The 20,400-nt window shown below is 59.6% G+C and carries 23 protein-coding genes; 15 read left to right on the top strand and 8 right to left on the bottom strand.

Annotated elements, in window-relative coordinates; all coding sequences use genetic code 11:
• The first annotated feature begins 48 nt into the window (after positions 1-48).
• From fliF to MJ639_RS14390, 6 genes are read left to right on the top strand one after another with little or no spacing between them, the layout of a single operon-like run.
• Complete coding sequence (gene fliF / locus MJ639_RS14415; protein ID WP_243374160.1) at positions 49-1,695, top strand: flagellar basal-body MS-ring/collar protein FliF; 1,647 nt, start codon at positions 49-51, stop codon at positions 1,693-1,695.
• Positions 1,692-2,342, top strand: a complete 651-nt coding sequence (locus MJ639_RS14410; RefSeq protein WP_243374157.1) for a hypothetical protein — start codon at positions 1,692-1,694, stop codon at positions 2,340-2,342. The genes fliF and MJ639_RS14410 overlap by 4 nt, the downstream gene beginning before the upstream one ends.
• Positions 2,343-2,344: 2 nt before the next feature.
• Positions 2,345-3,565: a MotB family protein gene (locus MJ639_RS14405; protein ID WP_243374155.1), complete on the top strand. Its 1,221-nt coding sequence runs from the start codon at positions 2,345-2,347 to the stop codon at positions 3,563-3,565.
• Between the two features lie 5 nt (positions 3,566-3,570).
• Positions 3,571-4,845 (top strand): chemotaxis protein MotC, encoded by a 1,275-nt coding sequence (locus tag MJ639_RS14400; protein WP_243374153.1) that lies wholly within the window; start codon positions 3,571-3,573, stop codon positions 4,843-4,845.
• The gene (gene fliK / locus MJ639_RS14395; protein ID WP_243374151.1) at positions 4,842-6,164 is read left to right on the top strand and encodes a flagellar hook-length control protein FliK; all 1,323 of its coding nucleotides are present in this window, start codon (positions 4,842-4,844) and stop codon (positions 6,162-6,164) included. The genes MJ639_RS14400 and fliK overlap by 4 nt, the downstream gene beginning before the upstream one ends.
• Positions 6,121-6,732 (top strand): transglycosylase SLT domain-containing protein, encoded by a 612-nt coding sequence (locus tag MJ639_RS14390; RefSeq protein WP_423790801.1) that lies wholly within the window; start codon positions 6,121-6,123, stop codon positions 6,730-6,732. Before fliK ends, MJ639_RS14390 begins: the two co-directional genes overlap by 44 nt.
• A gap of 10 nt (positions 6,733-6,742) precedes the next feature.
• On the opposite strand, the gene MJ639_RS14385 is transcribed toward MJ639_RS14390, so the two are convergent.
• The 8 genes from MJ639_RS14385 to motA form a co-directional block, all read right to left on the bottom strand.
• Positions 6,743-7,105, bottom strand: coding sequence for an AprI/Inh family metalloprotease inhibitor (locus MJ639_RS14385; protein ID WP_243374148.1), 363 nt, complete (start codon positions 7,103-7,105; stop codon positions 6,743-6,745).
• A gap of 351 nt (positions 7,106-7,456) precedes the next feature.
• On the bottom strand, positions 7,457-7,957 hold the full coding sequence (locus MJ639_RS14380; protein ID WP_243374146.1) for a hypothetical protein: 501 nt from the start codon (positions 7,955-7,957) through the stop codon (positions 7,457-7,459).
• Entirely contained in the window at positions 7,954-9,018 is a 1,065-nt protein-coding gene (gene flhB, locus MJ639_RS14375; RefSeq protein ID WP_243374142.1) for a flagellar biosynthesis protein FlhB, read from the bottom strand. Before flhB ends, MJ639_RS14380 begins: the two co-directional genes overlap by 4 nt.
• A gap of 16 nt (positions 9,019-9,034) precedes the next feature.
• Positions 9,035-10,063, bottom strand: a complete 1,029-nt coding sequence (locus tag MJ639_RS14370) for a flagellar motor switch protein FliG (RefSeq protein ID WP_243374140.1) — start codon at positions 10,061-10,063, stop codon at positions 9,035-9,037.
• Positions 10,064-10,076: 13 nt separating this feature from the next.
• Positions 10,077-10,448, bottom strand: a complete 372-nt coding sequence (fliN, locus tag MJ639_RS14365) for a flagellar motor switch protein FliN (protein WP_243374138.1) — start codon at positions 10,446-10,448, stop codon at positions 10,077-10,079.
• A gap of 11 nt (positions 10,449-10,459) precedes the next feature.
• Positions 10,460-10,771 carry a hypothetical protein gene (locus tag MJ639_RS14360; protein ID WP_243374136.1) on the bottom strand — a complete coding sequence of 104 codons (312 nt, stop codon included), beginning with the start codon at positions 10,769-10,771 and terminating at the stop codon, positions 10,460-10,462.
• Positions 10,752-11,684, bottom strand: a complete 933-nt coding sequence (locus MJ639_RS14355) for a flagellar motor switch protein FliM (RefSeq protein ID WP_243374135.1) — start codon at positions 11,682-11,684, stop codon at positions 10,752-10,754. Before MJ639_RS14355 ends, MJ639_RS14360 begins: the two co-directional genes overlap by 20 nt.
• Positions 11,684-12,565: a flagellar motor stator protein MotA gene (gene motA, locus MJ639_RS14350; RefSeq protein ID WP_243374134.1), complete on the bottom strand. Its 882-nt coding sequence runs from the start codon at positions 12,563-12,565 to the stop codon at positions 11,684-11,686. The genes MJ639_RS14355 and motA overlap by 1 nt, the downstream gene beginning before the upstream one ends.
• A gap of 199 nt (positions 12,566-12,764) precedes the next feature.
• Here motA and flgF point away from each other — a divergent pair, with 199 nt between their 5' ends.
• From flgF to MJ639_RS14305, 9 genes are all read left to right on the top strand, one after another.
• Positions 12,765-13,490 (top strand): flagellar basal-body rod protein FlgF, encoded by a 726-nt coding sequence (flgF, locus tag MJ639_RS14345; protein WP_243374132.1) that lies wholly within the window; start codon positions 12,765-12,767, stop codon positions 13,488-13,490.
• Between the two features lie 8 nt (positions 13,491-13,498).
• Positions 13,499-14,821: a flagellar protein export ATPase FliI gene (gene fliI, locus MJ639_RS14340; protein ID WP_243374130.1), complete on the top strand. Its 1,323-nt coding sequence runs from the start codon at positions 13,499-13,501 to the stop codon at positions 14,819-14,821.
• 89 nt (positions 14,822-14,910) lie between these two features.
• Complete coding sequence (locus MJ639_RS14335) at positions 14,911-16,353, top strand: flagellar hook protein FlgE (protein WP_243374128.1); 1,443 nt, start codon at positions 14,911-14,913, stop codon at positions 16,351-16,353.
• 30 nt (positions 16,354-16,383) lie between these two features.
• Positions 16,384-17,835 carry a flagellar hook-associated protein FlgK gene (gene flgK / locus MJ639_RS14330; RefSeq protein WP_243374126.1) on the top strand — a complete coding sequence of 484 codons (1,452 nt, stop codon included), beginning with the start codon at positions 16,384-16,386 and terminating at the stop codon, positions 17,833-17,835.
• Between the two features lie 3 nt (positions 17,836-17,838).
• On the top strand, positions 17,839-18,876 hold the full coding sequence (locus MJ639_RS14325; protein ID WP_243374124.1) for a flagellar hook-associated family protein: 1,038 nt from the start codon (positions 17,839-17,841) through the stop codon (positions 18,874-18,876).
• A gap of 16 nt (positions 18,877-18,892) precedes the next feature.
• Positions 18,893-19,240 (top strand): flagellar biosynthesis regulator FlaF, encoded by a 348-nt coding sequence (gene flaF / locus MJ639_RS14320; RefSeq protein ID WP_243374122.1) that lies wholly within the window; start codon positions 18,893-18,895, stop codon positions 19,238-19,240.
• Positions 19,237-19,659 (top strand): flagellar biosynthesis repressor FlbT, encoded by a 423-nt coding sequence (gene flbT, locus MJ639_RS14315; protein ID WP_243374112.1) that lies wholly within the window; start codon positions 19,237-19,239, stop codon positions 19,657-19,659. The genes flaF and flbT overlap by 4 nt, the downstream gene beginning before the upstream one ends.
• 14 nt (positions 19,660-19,673) lie before the next feature.
• A complete protein-coding gene (flgD, locus tag MJ639_RS14310) occupies positions 19,674-20,069 on the top strand; it encodes a flagellar hook assembly protein FlgD (RefSeq protein WP_243374110.1) in 396 nt (131 codons plus the stop codon).
• A 1-nt stretch (position 20,070) separates the two neighbouring features.
• A complete protein-coding gene (locus MJ639_RS14305) occupies positions 20,071-20,337 on the top strand; it encodes a flagellar biosynthetic protein FliQ (RefSeq protein ID WP_243374108.1) in 267 nt (88 codons plus the stop codon).
• Positions 20,338-20,400: the final 63 nt, after the last annotated feature.

The raw sequence follows: 20,400 nt of genomic DNA, 5'->3' as shown, positions 1-20,400 counted from the left end.
CCGGGCAGAACTGAATCTCGACACCATTCATTCTTGCCGAGATTGTTCATGCCCGGTCGTCAACATGCCGAGAGATTGTGGGCCAGCCTGATCCAGCTGGGAGCACGCCGCCTGGCGGCCCTGGCGGCCATCGGCCTGATCGTGTTCCTTGCCGTCGGCTTCGGCGCCTATTATCTCAGCCGCCCCTCCCAGGAAACGCTCTATACCGGGCTTGATCGCGAAGATATCGGCCGCATGGGGTCCGTGCTGAAGGATGCGGGCATTCCCTTCGATGTCAGCTCGGACGGCACATCGCTTCTGGTGAGCTACGGCAACACCGCTCAGGCTCGTATGATGCTGGCCGAGAAGGGACTGCCGCACAGCACCAAGTCCGGCTACGAACTTTTCAACGATCTCGGATCGCTCGGCCTGACCTCCTTCATGCAGGAAGTCACCAAGGTTCGCGCCATGGAAGGCGAGCTTGCACGGACGATCCAGGGCATGAAAGGCATCAAGGCTGCGCGGGTGCATATCGTCCTGCCCGAGCGCGGGTCCTTCCGCCACGAGCAGCAGCCTCCTTCGGCCTCCGTGGTGATCCGCACATCGCCTGCCGACGATGCATCCTCCGCTCAGGCGATCCGCCACCTCGTTTCCGCCGCCATTCCCGGCATGGCTGTCGACAAGGTGACGGTGATGAACACGGAAGGCACGCTGCTCGCCTCGGGAGACGAAGCCTCCAATGCCTCGACCGGAAAGCTCGCCAATCTTGAGAAGACGGTCGGCCTCGAAATCCAGGACAATGTCCGGCGCACTCTCTCGCCCTATCTCGGCATCGGCAATTTCGAGATCAGCGTTGCCGCGCGCCTCAACACCGACAAGGTGAACACCAACGAAACGATCTTCAATCCGGAATCCAAGGTCGAACGCTCGACGCGAACCATCAAGGAAACCGAGGTCTCGCAGAACAGGACCGGCCAGCGCCCGACGACCGTTCAGCAGAACCTGCCTGAAGAGAATGTCAGGGGAGAATCGAACGACAGTTCGAGCGAAGACAATCAGCGCCGCGAGGAACTGACGAATTACGAAATTTCGTCCAAGACAATCCAGACCATCAGCGATGGTTATGCGATCCGCAATCTCTCGGTTGCCGTTCTCGTCAACAAGTCCCGGATCGCGTCTCTCCTGGGCGATAATGCCAATCCTGCCGAGATCGACGCCAAGGTGGCTGAGATCGAGCAGCTCGTTGCATCCGCCGCCGGCTTCAGCAAATCGCGCGGCGATCAGATCAAGGTCGCGGCCGTGAGCTTCGTCGACGACGGCGGGATGCTTCAGCCAGTGCCTGGTCCCTCCGTCGCGGAGATTCTGACCCGTCAGTTCGGCACGGTCGTGAATGCGCTGACCATCCTGGCGCTATGCGCGATGCTGATCTGGTTCGGCCTGCGTCCTGCTGTTCGGATGCTGATCGCACGTCACCAGGCCGAGATCGAAATCCAGCGCGAGCAGATGGCTGCTCTGTCTGCCGTCGAAGCCGGCAAGGAACTGCTTGAAGCCGCCGAGCGCGAGGAGCATGCGCGCCAAGCCGCTCTGCAGGAAGAGGCCTTGCCGATGATCGAGCTGCAGCGGACGCCTCAGCGTAAGCTGGAGCAGATCATCGAGCTGAGTGAGGAGCAGGCGGCGGCCGTGCTCAAGCAATGGCTCGGCCAAGAGGCGGCATGATGTCCGGCTCCATCGCCAATCTCATCAGCGACTTTTCTTCTCCGACTTCCGCCGACGGTTTCGGAATCGGAATCCTGCGCCGGGTCAAGCAGGTTCAGGAAGAGGAGATTGTGCGCGTTCCGAGCGCGGCCGAGCGGCAGGCGGAATTGATCCAATCCGTTGAAGAGCGGGTGCGGATGGAGGAGCGTGAAGCAGCGCGCCTTCGTCTCGAAGAAGCCCTGGAGCAGGAACGTCAACGCCATCACGAAGAAATGGCCATTCAGCGGGAGCTCTGGGTCGAGCAGGAGGCGTTGCAGCTCTCCGCCCAGATCGTCAAGGCGGTTGGAAATCTCGAAACTGTCCTGTCGGAGAGAGTAACCAGAATTCTCGCCGCCGTGATTCCCGACGCGCTCAAGCAGAAGGCCATTGCCGAGTTCACCGATATTCTTGGAACGATCCTCTCGGGCGAGAATGCGCCCCTTCTGAGAGTGAGGGGCCCGGAAGACATCCTGTCGGGCATCAAGGCGGGCATGGTGCTGCGCGAGGGGCTCGTCGAATTCACGCCCACCGACGATGTGGAAGTAACCCTGACTGCAGGCGACACGACGGTTGAGACGCAGTTTTCCGCCTGGGTCGAGCGGTTGCAGACATCCCTGAAGGCAGAGTGATCATGGCGGGTCAGGACAAGAGCGAAATTCTCATCATCCGCAGGGGCGATGATGGCGAGGAGACCGTCAAGGGCGGCGCCTGGAAGATCGCTCATGCGGATTTCATGACGGCCATGATGGCGTTCTTTCTCGTCATGTGGCTGATCGGCATGGCCGATGAGGAAACGAAGGCTGGCGTCGCGAATTACTTCAACCCGGTCCAGCTGGCCAATTCCACCGCGAACAAGAAGGGTCTGGAAGATCCGCAGAATGTGAAGCCTGAGAACGAGTCGACAGAGAAAAAGGAAGGTCGCGAAAAAGGGAGCGGCGAGGGTACCGGCGGAAAATCGAACCAGTTGCAGAAGCCGCGCTTCAAGGAAGGAGCCCTGTTCCAGGATCCTTATGCAGTGTTGGCGAAGATTGCCGATGAGATCGAAGCCAATCCGCAAGATACCCTTGGGGCTGATGTCACGCCCGGTGAGCGCGACGATCCTGGCCTGAATGGCGGAGAAGCCTTCAGGGATCCTTTCGATCCGCTCTACTGGCAAGTCGCGCCCATCGATGAAATGAAGGCGGAGACGCCTTCCAAGCCCGGCATGGCGACGCCTGTTCCCACGAAGGCCGAGATCGATGCTCTGGCTGCGGCAAAGCGCAAGCAACCGGTGGATGAGCGTCGCGAGCCGAAGGCTCAGGCTCTTGCTGCCATACCGGATACGAAGATCGGGCCAGAGGCAAAAGCCGGTTCCACACCGGAGGCGGTCAGCCCTCCCGTCGATGCAAGTGCCGACCAGAAAGCGGCCGAGCTGAAACGAGAGATCATGAATGCGGTCCAGGGGGCCAGGGATATATCGCCCAAGCCGCATATCGAGGTTCGCCGGACGGGCTCGGGAACGATGATCAGCCTGACCGACGATTTCGATTTTTCCATGTTCACGGTAGGCTCTGCAGAGCCGAACCCTAAAGTCGTTCACGCCATGGCAAAGATCGCCGCGATCCTGCAGGCCAAGCCGGGCAAGATCGTCATTCGCGGGCACACGGACAGCCGTCCCTTCAAATCCGCGAATTATGACAATTGGCGGCTTTCTCATGCGCGTGCGCAGATGGCGCTCTACATGCTGGTGCGCGGCGGGCTGGATGAGAACAGGATCGTACGCGTCGAGGGTCATGCCGATCGGGATCCGAAGATCGCTTCAGATACCAAGGCCGACCAGAACCGGCGCGTGGAAATCCTCATCCAGGAGTGACGAAAGTGTACAATCTCTTTCGGGCTGCTCTCACGATCATTCTTGTTGGATTGTCGGGGGCGGTCGCGGCCTCCACTGAGAACCGGCAAGAGCCGGCGGCGCCCGAATCCGTTGCAGCGGAGCCGAAAGTTCTGCCTCCCGCGGTGCAGATGGTGCGCACCCTGCAGCTGATGCAGGACCAGATCGCTATCGGTTCCACCGAGGCTCATATGGGACAGCGAGGACTTCTGACGATCCTCGATACCCGTTTCATGGAACTCGATCAGAATGCCTGGATGGATCGCAGGAATGTGCGTGCGGCCGCAGCCTTCGTCCTGAGCGGCGGCAGTCCGCCAATTCTCAGGAAGATCCTGGAGATGGGCAATCCATCCCTTCCTCCGGAAGAGAGACCCTTCGTCGAGGGCGTTCTTGCCTATGTGGAAGGGCGAGAAGAAGAGGCAAAGGGGAAGCTTCTGTCGGTCGACATCGAATCTTTGCCTCCCATGCTCTCCGCGCAAATGGCTCTCGTCCAATCCGCGCTGCTCGTCCGCAGCGATGCGAAGAAATCCAATGATCTTCTTGATTATGTCAGGCTCCAGGCTCCGGGCACCCTTCTCGAGGAGGGTGCCCTGCGGCGCCAGGTCTTCGTGTCGAGCCAAACAGGCGATATGAAGAAGTTTCTTGCACTCTCTTCGGGTTACCTGCGCCGGTATCGGCACTCGATCTATGCAGGAAATTTCAGGCAGCGTTTGGCGTCGGTTCTGACAAGGATCGACTTTGGGAAGGATCAGGCGCTCTTCAACGCCGTCGTCGACGTTCTTGCCGATCTGGAACCTGATGCGCGCCGCGATCTCTATCTTCTGACCGCACGCTCATCCATCGATCAGGGCTTTACGAAATCTGCGTTGCTGCTCGCGGACAAGGCCGCTGATCTGTCGGGTACAGATATAGCCAGCGCCGCCCGAGCCAAACTCTATCGCGCGGCCGCCATGGTGGTGTCTCCAGAGACCATTCAGACGGCGGTCGAAAATCTTCAAAGCATCGACAGGGCTGTTCTGTCGGAGACAGATTCCGCCCTTCTGAACTCCGCGCTCGCCATGGCGGGGCAAATCCGGCTGATGCCGGGAGCAAAGATCGCGGAGAGCAACGGAAAGATATCTGATGGATCGGCCAAGGCAGAACCATCTCCTCAACAGGGCGGACAGCAAGCGCCAGAACAGCTTCAGGCTGTATTGAAGGCACGTGATGCCCTGAGCCGCATCGATAAGCTGATCAAGAACCCGGTATCGACAGTTCAATGAGCCCAATTGACCTCCTGCCTCGGAACATCACCCGGCCTGTCGATCCACAAGCCTTGCGAGACACTTCGACAGGCTCCGAGGCTGGCGAGGGCGGCGACCTGTCCCAACCATCGGAGGGTTTCGAGTCCCTGCTCGACGGTTTTGCAGAACAGCGGCAAAGCGGAAGCGGGAAGACGCAAACCACTGAACTTTCCGACACACTCATTCAATTAGAGGATAGTGGCGCGGCGGCAGAGACAAATCCCGACATCGCGGGAGCCGTCTTCACGCTGCTGGAAGGCTTCTTGCCCCGTGCGATTCCCCAATCCGGTTCTGCATCGACCAATGGGCAAGAGCAGCCTTCTGACAATGCGTCATTGCTCATGCTGCAGGATGTCCAGAATGCACAGGACGTACCTGATGCCGTGGGTACCTTACCCTCTTCCCGCATGCTGGTCTCCGTCCAGCATCAGGAAACGCATTTCAGGCCCGTTCTTGAAGCAAGCGAGGCGCAAATCGCCACGGAAGCACAAGCGGAACCTGGAAGCGGTGTTGAGAAAACTCAGGTCCTCCAGCTCAAGGATCATGCTTTCAACGTGCCATCCTCGAATGGGCAGAAGCGTTCAGATAACGCTGCCATGAAGGACATGAATGCTCCCTTGGCCGCGGCGCCGGCTCCCGTCGAGGAGACCGCCGGGCTTGAGGAGCAGATCGAGATCCGCACCTTGCCGAAGGTCGAGATCTCCAAATCCCAATCCGCCGAGAATGCGCATGGAGCGGACCCGCAGGGGCTTCCGCCTGCAACGCTCCACCGTCTTGCCAATGCCGTCGGAGCTGACGTCAGGGCGATGGCAGCGGAGGCGTCCTCACGCGCTCAGACGCCGGATGGAACCTCGAGAAACATATCGTTCAAGGCCTCCGAGAGCGCTCTCAGGATTCTCAAGCTGCAACTCCACCCGGCGGAACTGGGAGCGGTTACAGTCAAGATGAGGCTCGCAGGTGATACCCTGGAGATGGAGCTTCATGTCGAGAAGGAGGAGACGGCGCAACTGCTTCGGCATGACTCCGAAAAGCTCTCGTCACTTCTGCGTGGTTCAGGCTATCGGCCCGACGTGATCAGCATTCAGGTGGCCGACGGCATGGCTCAGGACCGTTCCTCCGCCTCCAGACAGGCCGACACGTCATTTCAGGGGCAATCCTTCGCACAGGGCGGAGATAGTCAAGGCGAGCGCTCTCGAAACCGGGATAATTCATATGCCGGCGCGAGAGCAGAGCAGCACAGGAACACGGGCGACGATGAGACATTGGGCAGCCACAATCGCGGTGGCGTTTACCTTTAGTTTCGCTGCATCCCAGCCTGCCGGAGCGCAGTCCGGCGGCCAGCTCTGCGAAAGGGAAATGCTGAGAGCTTCGGCGAAATACGGGGTTCCTTTGGGAATGCTGTATTCGGTCGGCCTCACGGAGACCGGGCGTCGCGGGTCGCTGCAGCCCTTCGCCATGAACGTAGAAGGCAAGGCTGTGTTCTCGAATAGCCTTGGCGAAGCCGTCCAGCGTTTCGAGGAGGCGCGCCGCTCGGGAGCAAAGCTCATCGATCTCGGATGCATGCAGATCAACCATCATTATCACCGCGAAAAATTTCAGTCGCTACAGAGCATGCTGAACCCGCGTGACAATGTGGAATATGCGGCACGCTTTCTGAGCGAGCTCAAAGGCCGTCACGAGACATGGACGATGGCGGTCGCCCGCTATCATGCCGGTCCCGACAATGATCCGGCGCAGAAACGCTATGTGTGCCGGGTGATCTCCAACATGGTTGCAACGGGCTTCGGTCAGTGGACGCCCAATGCGCGCACATTCTGCGCGGATGCCCCCAGCCTCGCCAAGGGACAGACAGCCTCCGATGGGTAAGCGTCGCTCATTAACGGGTCATCGTCAGAGCGAGACCCGATGTGCCGAGTGTTCCGCGGAGCGAAGCTTCCGTCCCTGACAGCTGAGCGATCTCGCTGCCACGAGAGAACAGCACGATCCGATCGGGCGAGAAGCTCCACGTATTGACATTGCGCAGGCTCTCGCTGGCGCATTTCGATATCGAGGCTTTGTAGAGATCGAGCGACGACACGCTGGACAGGTGGATGGTGCAGGAGACGCCCTTGCTGTCGGTGGCTCTCCAGCTTCCGGCGAAGGAGGAGGCCCGCTTCGGCGCAGTAAAGACACCGGGCGGCGATTCATGGGCCGGCCCAGCGCTGGGCGCAGGCGGCCCGGGATCGTCCTTTGAAATCACTGGCGGCTCCTGCGTCACGATAACAGGCGCTGGCAAGGCAGGCGTCACTGGCGGCAGTTGAGGATCATCAGGCAGGACTGAAGTGGGGCGAGGATATGCAGGGGTAACGACCCCGACATCCGATGGTGCAAGCTCGGCTGCAATGTACCCTGATGGCAGCTCACGATTCCCGCGGTAACCCCATGGCTGGGAATAGCTCGGATAGTTGCGCCGGATCCCAGGCGGCCCCCAGGGGCCTTGGGAATAGAGACTGTCTGCGGAGTTGCAGGCTGCGAGCAGGCTGGCCGCAGGCAACAGGAGAAGCGATGTGCGGAAAGTTCGTGTCACGAAATCTGTCTGCCTAAATCCCGCTCAATGCCGCAGAGCGGCGGCTGGGCAATAGGCCGAGCGGAAGCGGGAGGGAAGGGGGGTCAGGCGGGCTGAGGTCACGATCCTTGCAAAGGAATGTGGGTCGAACGCGCTCTCAAAGTCATCCGACAGAAAGACCCGGTTGATATGCACGCCGACGGAAAATTCGCCGAGGATCAGCTTGAAGGAGACGCTGACCGTATCATGCGCGAATTCCATATCCAGGACCACGCATGGCGGGTCGCCAAGAGCCGTGCTGATATCGGAAGCGCGTGCGTAAGAGAGGGTGTCGTCCTTAAAGAACAGCTCGGTGGATGATGAGACGATCTCGCTCATGTTTCCGTGAAGCTGATTGTTGACATAGGATCGAATGACATCCGAATCCGTCAGGCAGAATTCGGCTATGACATCCTTGATGTTGCAGGCGAGAACCTCTTCGAAAGCGTTCACGTCGTAGCTCCGATAGGTGAGCTCTGCCACATGCGAGGAATAAGAACTTCTCATTTCGATCTCGTAAGGATGTAGAACAGGATCTGAGCGACGGCCTTGAAGAAATCCGGGGGAATCATCCGATCCACTTCAACATGGTCGTACATGGATCTTGCCAGAGGCTTGTCTTCGATCACCGGAATGCCGTGCTTCTCTGCCGTTTCGCGGATTTTCAAGGCAATGAGATCCTTGCCCTTGGCCACGACGATGGGCGCGCTGGCCTCGCTGCGCTCATAGCGAAGCGCGATGGCGAAGTGGGTCGGGTTGGCGATGACGAAGGTCGCCTTCGGGACAGCAGCCAGCATGCGCTTGCGGACGCGATCCTGGGCAAGAGAGCGCATGCGCGCCTTGACCATCGGATCGCCTTCCATCTGCTTGTATTCCTCCTTCACCTCCTGATGCGACATCTTGAGGTCGCTGCGCCACTTGAATCGGGCCCAGACGAGGTCGGCCGCAACGAGGACGATTGTTGCAATGGCAATGGCTGAGACGAGCCGCATGGCCATGGTCAGCATAAGCTCAGGGATCAGGGTCGGGTCGCTGAACATGGCATTGAAGACCTTGTGTTGCTCCGATTTGAGAAGCAGGAGGGACACGAGTGAGATGGTCCCGAACTTGAAAAGGGACTTGGCGAATTCCACGAGGCCCGCGCGGCCGAAGATCCGTTTCCAGCCGCCCATGGGCGAGATCCGGTTCCATTGCGGACGGATCCTCTCCGAGACGAAGGAAGGGACGTTCTGGAAGATCGTGGCGGCAAGGCTGCATGCAGCCAGAATCGCAATGATAGGAACGAGAAACTGTCCGACTTCCAGGGCAACAGACTGAAACAGGGCGGCTGCATCCGTTCCTGAATCGAGCCGAAAATCCTGAGGCCGATCGATGAAGAGGGAAAGCTTCTCGCTCAATATCTTGGTATTGTTGCGGGCAGCGAAGGTCAGAACGAGAAGGATTCCGAGGATCGAGGCGAACATGGGAGCTTCCCTTGAGAAGGGAATGTTCCCCTTCTCAAGGGCATCTCGAACCTTCTTGTCGGAAGGAGCTTCTGTTTTACTTTCCTTGTCCTCTGAATCTGACATCGTGCGCCATCAAAGCTTAGACGAAGGATTCGTCGTCTGCTTCCGAATTGATGACGATCTCGCCACGTCCTGCCATATCCAAAGCCAGATCCGTAATCGAACGGCGCGCCTCCGCGATGTCCCTCTGCTGTGACGGCTCCTTGCTGTTCAATTCGTGCTCGATCATGCGGCGCACGCGGGATGACAGGGCAACCAGAACGACTTTTCGGAACTCCTCGTTGGTTCCCTTGAGCGCCAGAACGATCCGATCCGGCGGAACCTGATCGAAAAGCGTCGTGCGGTCGCGAGGCGTGAGCTTGACGATATCGTCGAAGGTAAACAGCAGACCGCGGAGGATCTCGGCGGATTTCGGACGAACGCTCGACAGGCTGGTCAGTACATCTTCCATGTGATCGCGTTCCATCTTGTTGATGATGTCAGCGATCTTGGCGTGTGTGTCGGACCCTGCATTCTTCGAGAAGTTCGCCATGAAGTCCTCATGCAGCGTTCTCTCGATATTCTTCATCGTCTCGTCGACGATAGGCTTCATGCTGAGCATGCGGCGCATCAGATTGTTGCGAAGATTCTGCGGAAGCTGCGCCATCACCTTGGCGGCGCAGGAAGGCTTCACCTTCGACAGGATGAGCGCGGCCGTCTGAGGGTGCTCTTTGAGCAGGTAAGATGCGATGGCGCTCTCCGAGACGGTCGAAATCCGCTCCCAGATGCTCCTGTTCGCGTTGCCGGCGACCTCGCTCATGATCTCGGCGATCTGCTCCGGCGTCAGGATGCCTGCGAGCAGGTTCTCGATTTGCGAGGCGCTTCCGATGACATCGGCGCCGATCGAGAAGTTCGAAGCGAAATCGTCGACGATCGTCTCGATCTGCGATGGCGAGACGGGCCCGAGCTGCGCGGCCGACTTCGTCACGAGACGAATCTCATCCTCGCTGAAATGCTTCAGGATCCGGCTGGCGGCAGGCTTTCCCATGGCCAGAAGCAGCGTTGCAACGCGCTCCGGCCCCTTCATGGGTCTCGTGCCGCTCGCTTTGGTGGAAATACTACCAGCCATGATGAGTGTCGCTTCAGCCGTTCATATCATTCGACGGAGGGCCGACGATCTCGGTGAGAGAGATGCCGAAGCGCGAATTGTCGTCTTCCACCACGACCACCTCGCCGCGCGCGATCACGCGTCCGTTCACCACCACGTCGACAGGCTCGCCCACGCGGTGGTCGAGGGGAACGATGGCGCCGCGGCCGAGCTTCATCAGGTTGGAGACGGGCATGGTCGCGGAGCCGAGCACGACCTGGATCGTCACGGGGATGCGCAGAATGGAATCGAGATTGCGCGCGCCTTCGCCTTTGCCGTCGCGAGCATTCGCGCCATTGAGGCTCTTGCCGAGCTCGCCTTCCTGCCAGGTGCTCTGATCCGGGAAATTGTCAAATGGATTGGACATCGTATGAAACCTCAAAGGCTGGAATTGCCGCCAGCCTGCGGCAGGCTGCGGGCGGTTTTCGTCAGGATCTCGAGCTGCTTGGCGACCTCACGCGCCTCCTCGATCCGGGTGCCGAGAAGAGCGAGAGTCTCCCGGCCTTCCGATCCGAAGCTCGAAACCGCATTCTGGGCGCCGATCAGGGCAGCCCCGGTCTGGTCGAAGATCTGCTTGTACTCGGCGTGATAGCGATCGAGGCGCTTCAGCTTCCGATACATCATGGCGACCATGCCGCTCGTGATGACGAGGGCGATGAACAGGATGGCGTTAGCGAGCGAAGACGTCATCGAAGAACTCCTTCTCCTGGTCAATCATCTCATCGACCTTGAGGACATACGAGCCGTCGGCTTGGCCGATATGGCACCAGAACAACCCTTGCTGGTTGCCTTCGAGCTTGACGCGACTTCTCGGGGTCGCCTGCAGCTCGATCACCTGGCCGACCTTGAGATCCGCGATTTCACCGAGCGTCAGGAAACGCTCTTCGAGAACAGCCTTGAGGGTGACCTCGGTCTTGCGAACCTCGCTGGCCATCTGCTTGAGCCAGCGCGGATCACGGCCGGTCGACTCGCCGGAGACCACGCGTGATAGGGTCTTCCTCATCGGGTTAAGCGCGGATTGCGGAATGATGACGAACATTTCGCCACCGCGATTGAGAGCCTGCAGCAGGAATTTGGCGGCGACCGCCTGATTGTTCCTTCGACCGATGACGGCGAAGTCCATGCGGGTTTCCAGGCGCTCCAGCTTGAACTTCGTGTCAGAGACGAGAGAGAAAGAGGCCTGAAGCGCCTTCGCGACCTGCTCGAAGAGCGTCTGAGCCATGCGGACTTCGATATTCGAAAAGCCCCGCGCTTCTTCCACCGGAGGCTCCGAGCCATCAGAGCCGAAAAGAACCTCCACCATCGTGTAGATGAAGTCGCGGTCGAAGCCGATGAGAATATGGCTGTCCCAATCCGGCGCATGGAAGATGCCGGCAATGGCGTTGGCCTCGTACATCTCCAGGATTTCGCTGATGCGGCCGCTCTCGATTCCGCTCAGGGAATAATACATGGGCGAAGCCGCCATGTGGCGCAGATGCTCGGCGCAGCTCGTGGTCATGCGGTCGAAGATCACATGAAGCATCGGTAGGCGGTCGATCGACAGACCCGCCGAATCGAGAAGCATGTCGCGAATGTCGTTGGCGCTATGTGTGCCGCTCATCATCAGGCAGCCTCTTTCATGTCTTCAGGGCGTCCGCCGGTCGTGGTGGCGGCTTCGACTTCATCGATGGTGGGGCGGTACTCGACGGAAATGCCCTTGCGCCCGTGCTCGACGGCAATCTGGGGAAGCGCGCCGTTCATATAGGCAATGAGCGCTTGCTTCACGATGACGTAGACGCGCGTCTGTTTCTCGCGGGTTGCCTTCACCTTGTTGGCGAGCGGCGAGATGAATGCATATGAGATGAAGATGCCGGCGAAGGTGCCGACAAGGGCCGATGCGATGAGGCCGCCGAGAATCGTCGGGGACTGATCGATGGCACCCAGAGCCTTCACGATGCCGAGCACCGCCGCCACGATGCCCAGTGCCGGGAGGGCTTCCGCGACGGTGTTGAGCGAGTAATAGGGCTTCGAGCGGTCGCGCTTGAGAGTGCCGATCTCTTCTTCCATCAAGGCTTCGATTTCATGAGGGCGGGCATTGCCGATGATGATCAGGCGGGCATAGTCACAGATGAAGAGCGTGAGGTCCTTGTCGTTCAGAACGCTGGGGAACGAGCGGAAGATGTCGGATTCTCCCGGCGCGTCGATATGGCTCTCGACCTCGTTGCGGGGCTTGTTCTTGAGCTCGCGGAGAAGCGCATAGAGAAGGCCCAGGATCGACAGGTAATGATCCCTCTTCGGAACCTTGCCCTTGATCGCCTCAAGCGCCGCACGTCCCGTATCCTTCACGAGCGGCATGGGGTTCGCGACGATGAAGGTTCCCACGGCAATGCCGCATATCATCACGTATTCCCATGGCTGCCAGATGACGGCGAGATGTCCGCCCATAGCCACGTAGCCGCTGATGAGCGAGCCGATGGCAACGACCAATCCGATTAAGACGCCCAACCTTCTAGTCCTTCGCGAAGCTCCATTCGGTGGATTTTCTAATCCTGGAGGCTTGCGCGAAGCTGGGACGGGGGCAGCAAGCCCCGTGCAAGGCTGGATGCGTAGAAATTTCGCATGGAGTCGTTCGTCCGTCCCATCGATGGGCGGAATATAGGCCTACGCCCCGGCGGCTCCCACGCAGTTTTATGGGAGCATTCGGATGCAATCTGCCCTCTACGTGTCCTTGTCGGCTCAGGTCGCGATGGAGAAGCGCCTTGCGACCATCGCCCACAATGTTGCGAACATCGCCACAGGCGGTTTCCGGGCAGACGAGGTCAAGTTCGAGGAGCTCCTGACGCGCGCCGGCAAGGATCCGGTGTCCTTCTCGTCATCCGGACAGAATTACATCTCGCGCCAGGCGGGGCCTCTCAACAAGACGGACAATCCTCTCGACGTTGCGATCCAGGGAGGCGCCTGGTTCGCCTACCGGGGGCCGAGCGGCCCGGTCTATACCCGTGATGGGCGCTTCAACATGAATGAGAACGGTGACCTCGTCACCGTCGATGGGAGCAACGTCCTCGACTCGGGTGGTGCTCCGATCACCCTGGATCCTACGCTCGGACCGCCGGTCATTGGACGCGACGGCACGATCACGCAAGGCGACAACCAAGTCGGCATCCTCGGGCTGTTCAATCTCGACAGCAGAAGCAAGCTGAGCCGCTTCGGCAATTCGGGCGTTGTGTCGTCCATTCCGGGCGAAGTCGTTCAGGATTTCATGTCGAATGGAATCCAGCAGGGCTATTCGGAGGGATCGAACGTCAATCCCGTTCTGGAGATGACGAAGATGATCGCGCTGCAGCGGAACTTTGAGAGCGCAGCCAGCACCATTCAGGAGAGCGAGTCGACCTTGATGGATGCCATCCGGACGCTGGGTCCTAGCAGCTGATGGACGGCATGAACGCTCTGAGCGATATCGAAAACCTGGTGCTAGCCGAGGGCGCCGCGCAGAAGCTGGTGCGGATCAGCGGCGCCATTCGCGAAGTGACGCCAAGTTATTACCGGGTCGGCGGGTTGTCGCAATTCGTCAAGCTCGGCGATCAGGTCGGCTTCGAAGCGCAGGGCAAAACGCAGACCGGCGAAGTCGTCCGCATCGATGCGGATGGACTGACGATTAAGCCGTTCAACGGACGGATCGAGGCGAAGATCGGCACCCCGGCCTTCATCGTCTCCAATAACGGTCTCAGTCCGGATCAGAGCTGGAAAGGACGCGTCATCAATGCTCTTGGCGAGCCGCTTGATGGTCTAGGGCCTTTGATGGCGGGATCGACGCCGGTTCATCACGATGCCGAACCGCCTTCGGCGATGACCCGCGCGCGAGTCCACAAGCCGCTGCACACGGGCGTGAAGGCAATCGATCTGTTCACTCCCATCTGCCAGGGTCAGCGCATCGGCATCTTCGCCGGATCGGGCGTCGGAAAGTCGACGCTGCTGACCATGCTGGCGAAGAGCGACGGGTTCGACACTATTGTTGTTGCTCTGGTCGGCGAGCGTGGCCGAGAGGTTCGCGAATTCCTGGAGGGACCTATCCAGGCGAGCCTCCATAAGGCCGTCATGGTCGTCTCGACCGGCGACGAAAGTCCAATGATGCGCCGTCAGGCGCCACGCACGGCCGTGTCTATTGCAGAGTACTTTCGCGATTGCGGCGAATCCGTTCTGCTGATCGTCGACTCGGTCACGCGCTATGCTCACGCGGCGCGCGACGTGGCGCTTGCAGCGGGCGAGCCTGCGGTCGCCCGCGGTTATACGCCGAGCGTATTCAGCGACCTGCCGCGCCTGCTCGAGCGCGCCGGCCCCGGCGAGGAGGGGAAAGGTTCGATCACCGGCATCTTCTCCGTTCTCATCGACGGTGACGACCACAACGATCCGGTGGCGGACAACATTCGCGGCACGCTCGACGGGCACATCGTCCTCGACCGTTCCATCGCCGATCAAGGTCGTTACCCGGCGATCAATGTGCTCGGCTCCATCTCGCGTCTTGCGGACCATGTGTGGTCGTCAGAGCAGAAAGAGCTGGTCCGGCGCCTCAAGGGATTGATCGCGCGCTATGAGGATACCCGGGATCTGCGCATGATGGGCGGATACACGCCCGGTGCGGATCAGGATCTCGATCAGGCGGTCGTTCTCGTTCCGAAAATCTATGAGGCGCTCCGCCAGGATCCATCGATGCCCTTGAGCCGCGATGCCTTCATGGATCTCGCGCAGACGCTGAAGCAATAGCTTTCGATGGTCTTCGCTCCCTCAACCCACGCCCCAGCTTCGCACAAGCATCCTGGTGTTAGCTTTCAACGAATTCGCAGGAGTTTCAGATGAGTCTTTATGGCGTCCTTCGCAGCGGTGTTTCCGGCATGAATGCTCAGTCGAACAAGCTGGGCACGGTTGCAGAGAATATCCAGAACTCGAGCACGACCGGCTACAAGCGTGCCTCGACGGAGTTCTCTTCGCTCATCCTCCCGTCCAGCGAAGGAAACTATAATTCCGGCTCTGTCACGAGCAGGGTGCGTTACACGATCGGCGATCAGGGACCGATTGCCTATACCACATCGGCAACGGATCTCGCGATCTCCGGCAACGGCTTCTTCGTCGTCTCGGATCCCGGCGGAGCCAATTACCTGACCCGCGCCGGCAACTTCGTCGTCGACGGTCGAAACGGCAATCTCGTCAACGCGGCCGGCTTCACCCTCATGGGCTATAAGCTGGGCGTCGACCCGTCCTTGAACAGTCTCGACGATGTCGTCCCCGTCAATATGTCGGATTTCGGCATGCAGGCTGCCGGATCGACCGCAGGCGCGTTCAAGGGCAATCTCCCCTATACCACGACGGAAGTGGCCGGAATTCCTGGCGCCGATTTCGTCGATATCAGCATCTCAAACCTGACGCCCCGCGACAAGATCCAGTTCTCCGTCGGCGGCGGTGCTCTTCAGACATTCAATGTGACGACGCAAGGCACTGTGGATGATCTGGTCACCGCAATCAACACTGCCGTCGCGGGCGGCACACTCAACGGAGTTGTGGCGTCCAAGGACCTGGCCACCGGCAATCTCGTGCTGACATCCGATCCTGCTGGCACGGGCGTCACCGGATCCTTCACGGATATGACGCCGGCCAAGAAGACGTCCTCTCTCCAGGTGTTCGACAACGTCGGAAACCCTGTCAAAGTCGATATTCAGCTGGAGAGAACCGGAGAGAAGACCTGGGAAATCGCGATCTATAACGGCACCACTCGGTTGGATGGACCGACAACGGTAACGTTCAACGACCTTGGACAGCTCGTCAGTCCTACGTCGTTGGAGTTCGGAATTCCCAAGGGTAAAAACTTCAAGCTGGATATGACCGGCATGACGCAGCTTGCGGGCGAGTATTCCGTCACGGGCTCGGCCAACGGCAATGGTCCGTCGGCCGTAAAGAGTGCGGAGTTCGCCCCCGACGGTACGGTCTATGCCGTCTATGAAGATGGATCCCGTGTCGCGGCCTACAGAATTCCGCTGGCGACCGTGCCTAGCCCGGACAATCTCTCTCCTCGTGCGGGCAACGTCTACGAGATGACGGCAAGCTCGGGTGGCTACCAGGTGGGCTTCCCGGAAACCGGCACTTTCGGATCGGTGACCTCCGGGGCGCTCGAGGGATCGAACGTGGATATCGGCACCGAGCTGACGGCCATGATCGAGGCGCAGACCAGCTACACGGCAAACTCGAAAGTGTTCCAGACCGGTTCCGAGCTGCTCGACGTTCTCATGAACCTGAAGCGGTAATGGCCTCGCTCATTCTCCCGGAATCCAAGAATGTCTCTTACCGTTGCCTATAACACGGCGCGCTCATCGCTCCAGGCATCGCAGTCGCAAATGGCGGTGGTCTCCCGCAACACGGCGGGTGCGACGGATCCCTCCTATTCGCGAAAGATCGGTGCGCTGAGCACGCAGGGCGGCTTCGCCCGCGTGGTGGTGCTCAGGGCGAGCGATCGGGCGCTCCTCAACAAGATGCTGGAGACCACGTCGGATGCAGCGACTCAGAAGGCGTTGCTCGAAGGACTCCAGCGCTTGAGCCATACGATCGGCGATCCGGAGCTGGATACATCTCCGGCTGCCCGCGTCGGTGCTCTCTCGGCAGCGCTCAAGCAATATGCGAACGCGCCTGACGACAATGTCCTGGCGCGGGGCTTCGTGAAGGCCGCCAATGATCTCGCGACGAGCCTCAACCAGGCGACCGCGAGTATCAATGCGGTGCGCCAGGAGACACAAGTCCAGATCGGCGAGTCGGTCGCCCGCATCAACGAGATGCTGGCCAAGTTCAAGCTGGCCAATGACGAGGTCATGAGCGGCTCGGCTTTGGGCCGTGATGTCTCGGATGCTCTCGATACGCGAGATCAGCTGATTGCAAAGCTGTCCGAGGAGATCGGCATCACCGTCGTCCCACGGGCCGACAACGATATCGCAATTTACACCGATAGCGGCGTGCCGCTCTTCGACAGGTTGCCGCGCAGCGTCCGCTATGACGCGAGCGTTCCTCTGGAGGCCGGCAAGCCCGGCGGAGCCGTCTTCATCGATGGCGTTCAGGTGACGGGCAGCAATTCACCGATGCCGCTGAACTCCGGCAAGCTCGTCGGCCTCGTCCAGTTGAGGGATGACGTGGCCGTCGGTTATCAGCGTCAGCTTGACGAACTGGCTCGCGGTCTCATCGAGGCGTTCAAGGAAAGCAAGGCGGGTCTCGCTGATCTGGCGGGCGTGTTTACCGAGAATGGCACTCCGACCATCCCCGAAATGCCTGCATCTGCGGGGCTGGCCGCGCGGCTCAAAGTGAACCCCAAGGTTGATCCTACGCTGAGCCCGCCCGGGCTTTACGAGAGGATCCGCGACGGCGATATCAATGGCGCTCCCTACAGGCAAGGCGATGGAACGGCATCGTTCTCAGCGCGCCTGTATCAGCTCGTCGATGCGATGGAGACCTCGCAGGATTTCGATCCGGGCCTCGGACTCGGTGATGCGCTGACGATTCAGGATTTCGCTTCTTCGTCTGCGGGCTGGGTCGAGGCCAAGCGGCAGGATTCCTCGCAGCAGCTCTCCTATCAGGAAACGCTGCTCGCCCAGGCATCCGAGGCGCTCTCGAACGCGACAGACGTCAACATGGACGACGAGACGGCTCTGATGCTGCAGCTGGAGAAATCCTACGCCGCGTCCGCGAAACTGCTCTCGGTGATCGACCAAATGCTCAAGACACTTCTCAACGCGGTGGGGTAAGGCATGAAAACAACATTCATCTCGTCCTCCACTCTCTGGAATTCACCCAGGGCCACCCTCGACAAGCTCCAGTCCGAAATCGTGAAGGCCAACAAAGAGGTCGTCACCGGACGCCATGCCGATGTGGGCCTCGCTCTCGGGCGCACGACCGGAAAGTCCCTGTCGCTTCGCCAGGAGCGGGCCACGCTCGACGCCTTGACCGATAGCAACACGACGGCGACCTTGCGGCTCAAATCCACAGCGGCCACGCTCGATCAGGTCCGAGCCTCCGCCAACACCTTCCGGGATTCTCTGATCGGCGTGAGAGTGGGGGTACAGGATGTTCCCCTGATCAAAGGCCAGGCCAAAGCGGCTCTGGACAAGCTGATCTCCGCTGCCAACGAGAATATCGGCGGGCAATACGTGTTCGGCGGCATCAACTCGAAGGTCAAGCCGCTGAACGCTTATGAGTTCGCTGCAAAGGCGGATATCGACGAGGCGTTCCTCACTCATTTCACTTTTCCGCAATCCGATGCGGCGCAGGTTGCCGAGATCACGCCGGACGAGATGAAGGCTTTCATCGAAGGGCCATTGGCCGATCTCTTCGAGAATCAGTGGAAAGGGACCTGGTCCGAGGCATCGGATAAAAACATCCAAAACCTGATTTCACCGACAGAGCGGGTCGAGACGTCCGCGAATGTCAACGAGACCGCCTTCCGGCAGTTGGCCATGGGCTACGTGATGACCTTCGACTTAGGGATTGAAAATCTCAACGACGGAGCGCGCGAGTACCTTCTCAACAGCGTGATCGGCACCTTGGGAAATGGCATCAACGAGATAACTCAGGTGCAGGCCGATCTGGGCACAGCGCAGCAGAAGATCGACGAAGCCAATGAGCGGATGAGCTTTCAGAAGAATTTCTTCGAGGAAAGGGTGACGAATTACGAGGCTGTCGATCCGGCGGAGGCGAAGGTGCGGGTCGATCAGCTCGCCACTCAGATCCAGACTTCGTATTCCCTCACGGCGCAACTCAATCAATTGAGCTTGATCAAGTTTATTTAAGGGCAGGAAAGCATAGATGTATCAGTTCTCCTATTCCGAGATTCTCGAGGATTCGCCGAAAGACTGCCGGCAGCGCGAGTATGAGCTTTTCGATCGCGCCATCACGTTGCTGCGCGCGGCGGAAGGGCATCAGTCGCAATCGCCCGAAATGCTCGGCGCCATCGTTTTTCTGCAGCGGCTCTGGACCTTCCTGATCAAGGATCTGGGCCATCCCGAGAATGCCCTCCCGGACAAGCTCAAGGGCCAGCTGATCTCGATCGGCCTTTGGGTCATGCGGGAATCCGATCTCATCGTGCGCGGAGAGCATTCCAATCTCGCGGCGCTTATCGACATCAACATCTTGATCAAGGACGGCCTGAAATGACTGCGAAAATGCGCTTTTCCCTCAAGGCCGGCGAACGGATTTTCATCAACGGCGCCGTGCTCACCGTCAGCCAGAAGGTTACATTGAGCCTTCTCAACGACGCACGCTTCCTTCTGGAAAGTCACGTGCTCCAGCTGGCGGATGCAACGACGCCTATGCGCCAGCTCTACTTCGTCGTCCAGTCTCTCCTCATCAATCCTCAGGAGGAGGAAAAGGGAATGCTGGCCTTCCGCAAGATCTATGATCCGCTTGTCGTATTGGCTCCGGACGATCATGTCAGAGCCCAGCTCAAGAGCGTTGCTGAGTTCGTCGCGGTGGCGCGTTTCTTCGAGGCGCTGAAGGTCATTCGGGGAATGTTCGAGAAGATCGAAGCGCCCGTGCCTGCCGAGCCTGTGGTCGTGTCCGAGAAGGCCGCCTGAAACGGAGACATGAGATGAATGTCAGTGCAATCACCCCTCCGGCTGCGGCGCAGAACGCGGCCGCGAGCCAGAACACGTCGACGGTCAGCTACGACAATTTTCTGAAGCTGCTGATGACGCAGATGAAGAACCAGGATCCCACGGATCCGATGAAGTCGACGGATTACATGGCGCAGCTCGCCACGTTCTCCCAGGTCGAGCAGGCAGTAAAGAGCAACGAGAAGCTCGATGCGCTGCTCTCGTCCTTCGCATTGTCCCAGGCCGACAGCGTGATCGGGCGTACGGTTTCCACCCCGGACGGCGAGGTCTCGGGCAAGGTGACATCCGTTCAGATCACCAGCATGGGCCCCCTCGCCACGCTCGAGAATGGACAGAAGATTGTCCTCGGTGAAGGAATCGTGGTCAGCTGAGATGAATGAAGTCGACGCTCTCGAACTGGTCCGGGCAGCCATATGGACGGTCATCATCGGCTCGGGACCGGCTGTTCTGGCAGCCATGGTGATCGGCATTGCCATCGCGCTGATTCAGGCTCTCACGCAGATCCAGGAAGTGACGCTGACATTCATTCCTAAGATCATCGCCATCCTGGTCGTCACGCTCCTGACCGGGGGCTTGGTGGGATCCCAGATCTTCGCCTTCACGGAGCTGGTTTACGGGCGGATCGTAACAGGGTTCTGAGAAAGAAACGAAAAGCACTCCCCAAAACCGCCATGCGACCTTCACGCAAGCTCCATGTCGCAT

Origin of the sequence: Microvirga solisilvae (genome assembly GCF_022808595.1) — a bacterium.
Taxonomy (GTDB): Bacteria; Pseudomonadota; Alphaproteobacteria; order Rhizobiales; family Beijerinckiaceae; genus Microvirga; species Microvirga solisilvae.
The sequence above is the reverse complement of the archived record's forward strand: the minus strand, read 5'-3'. Positions and strand labels throughout refer to the sequence as shown.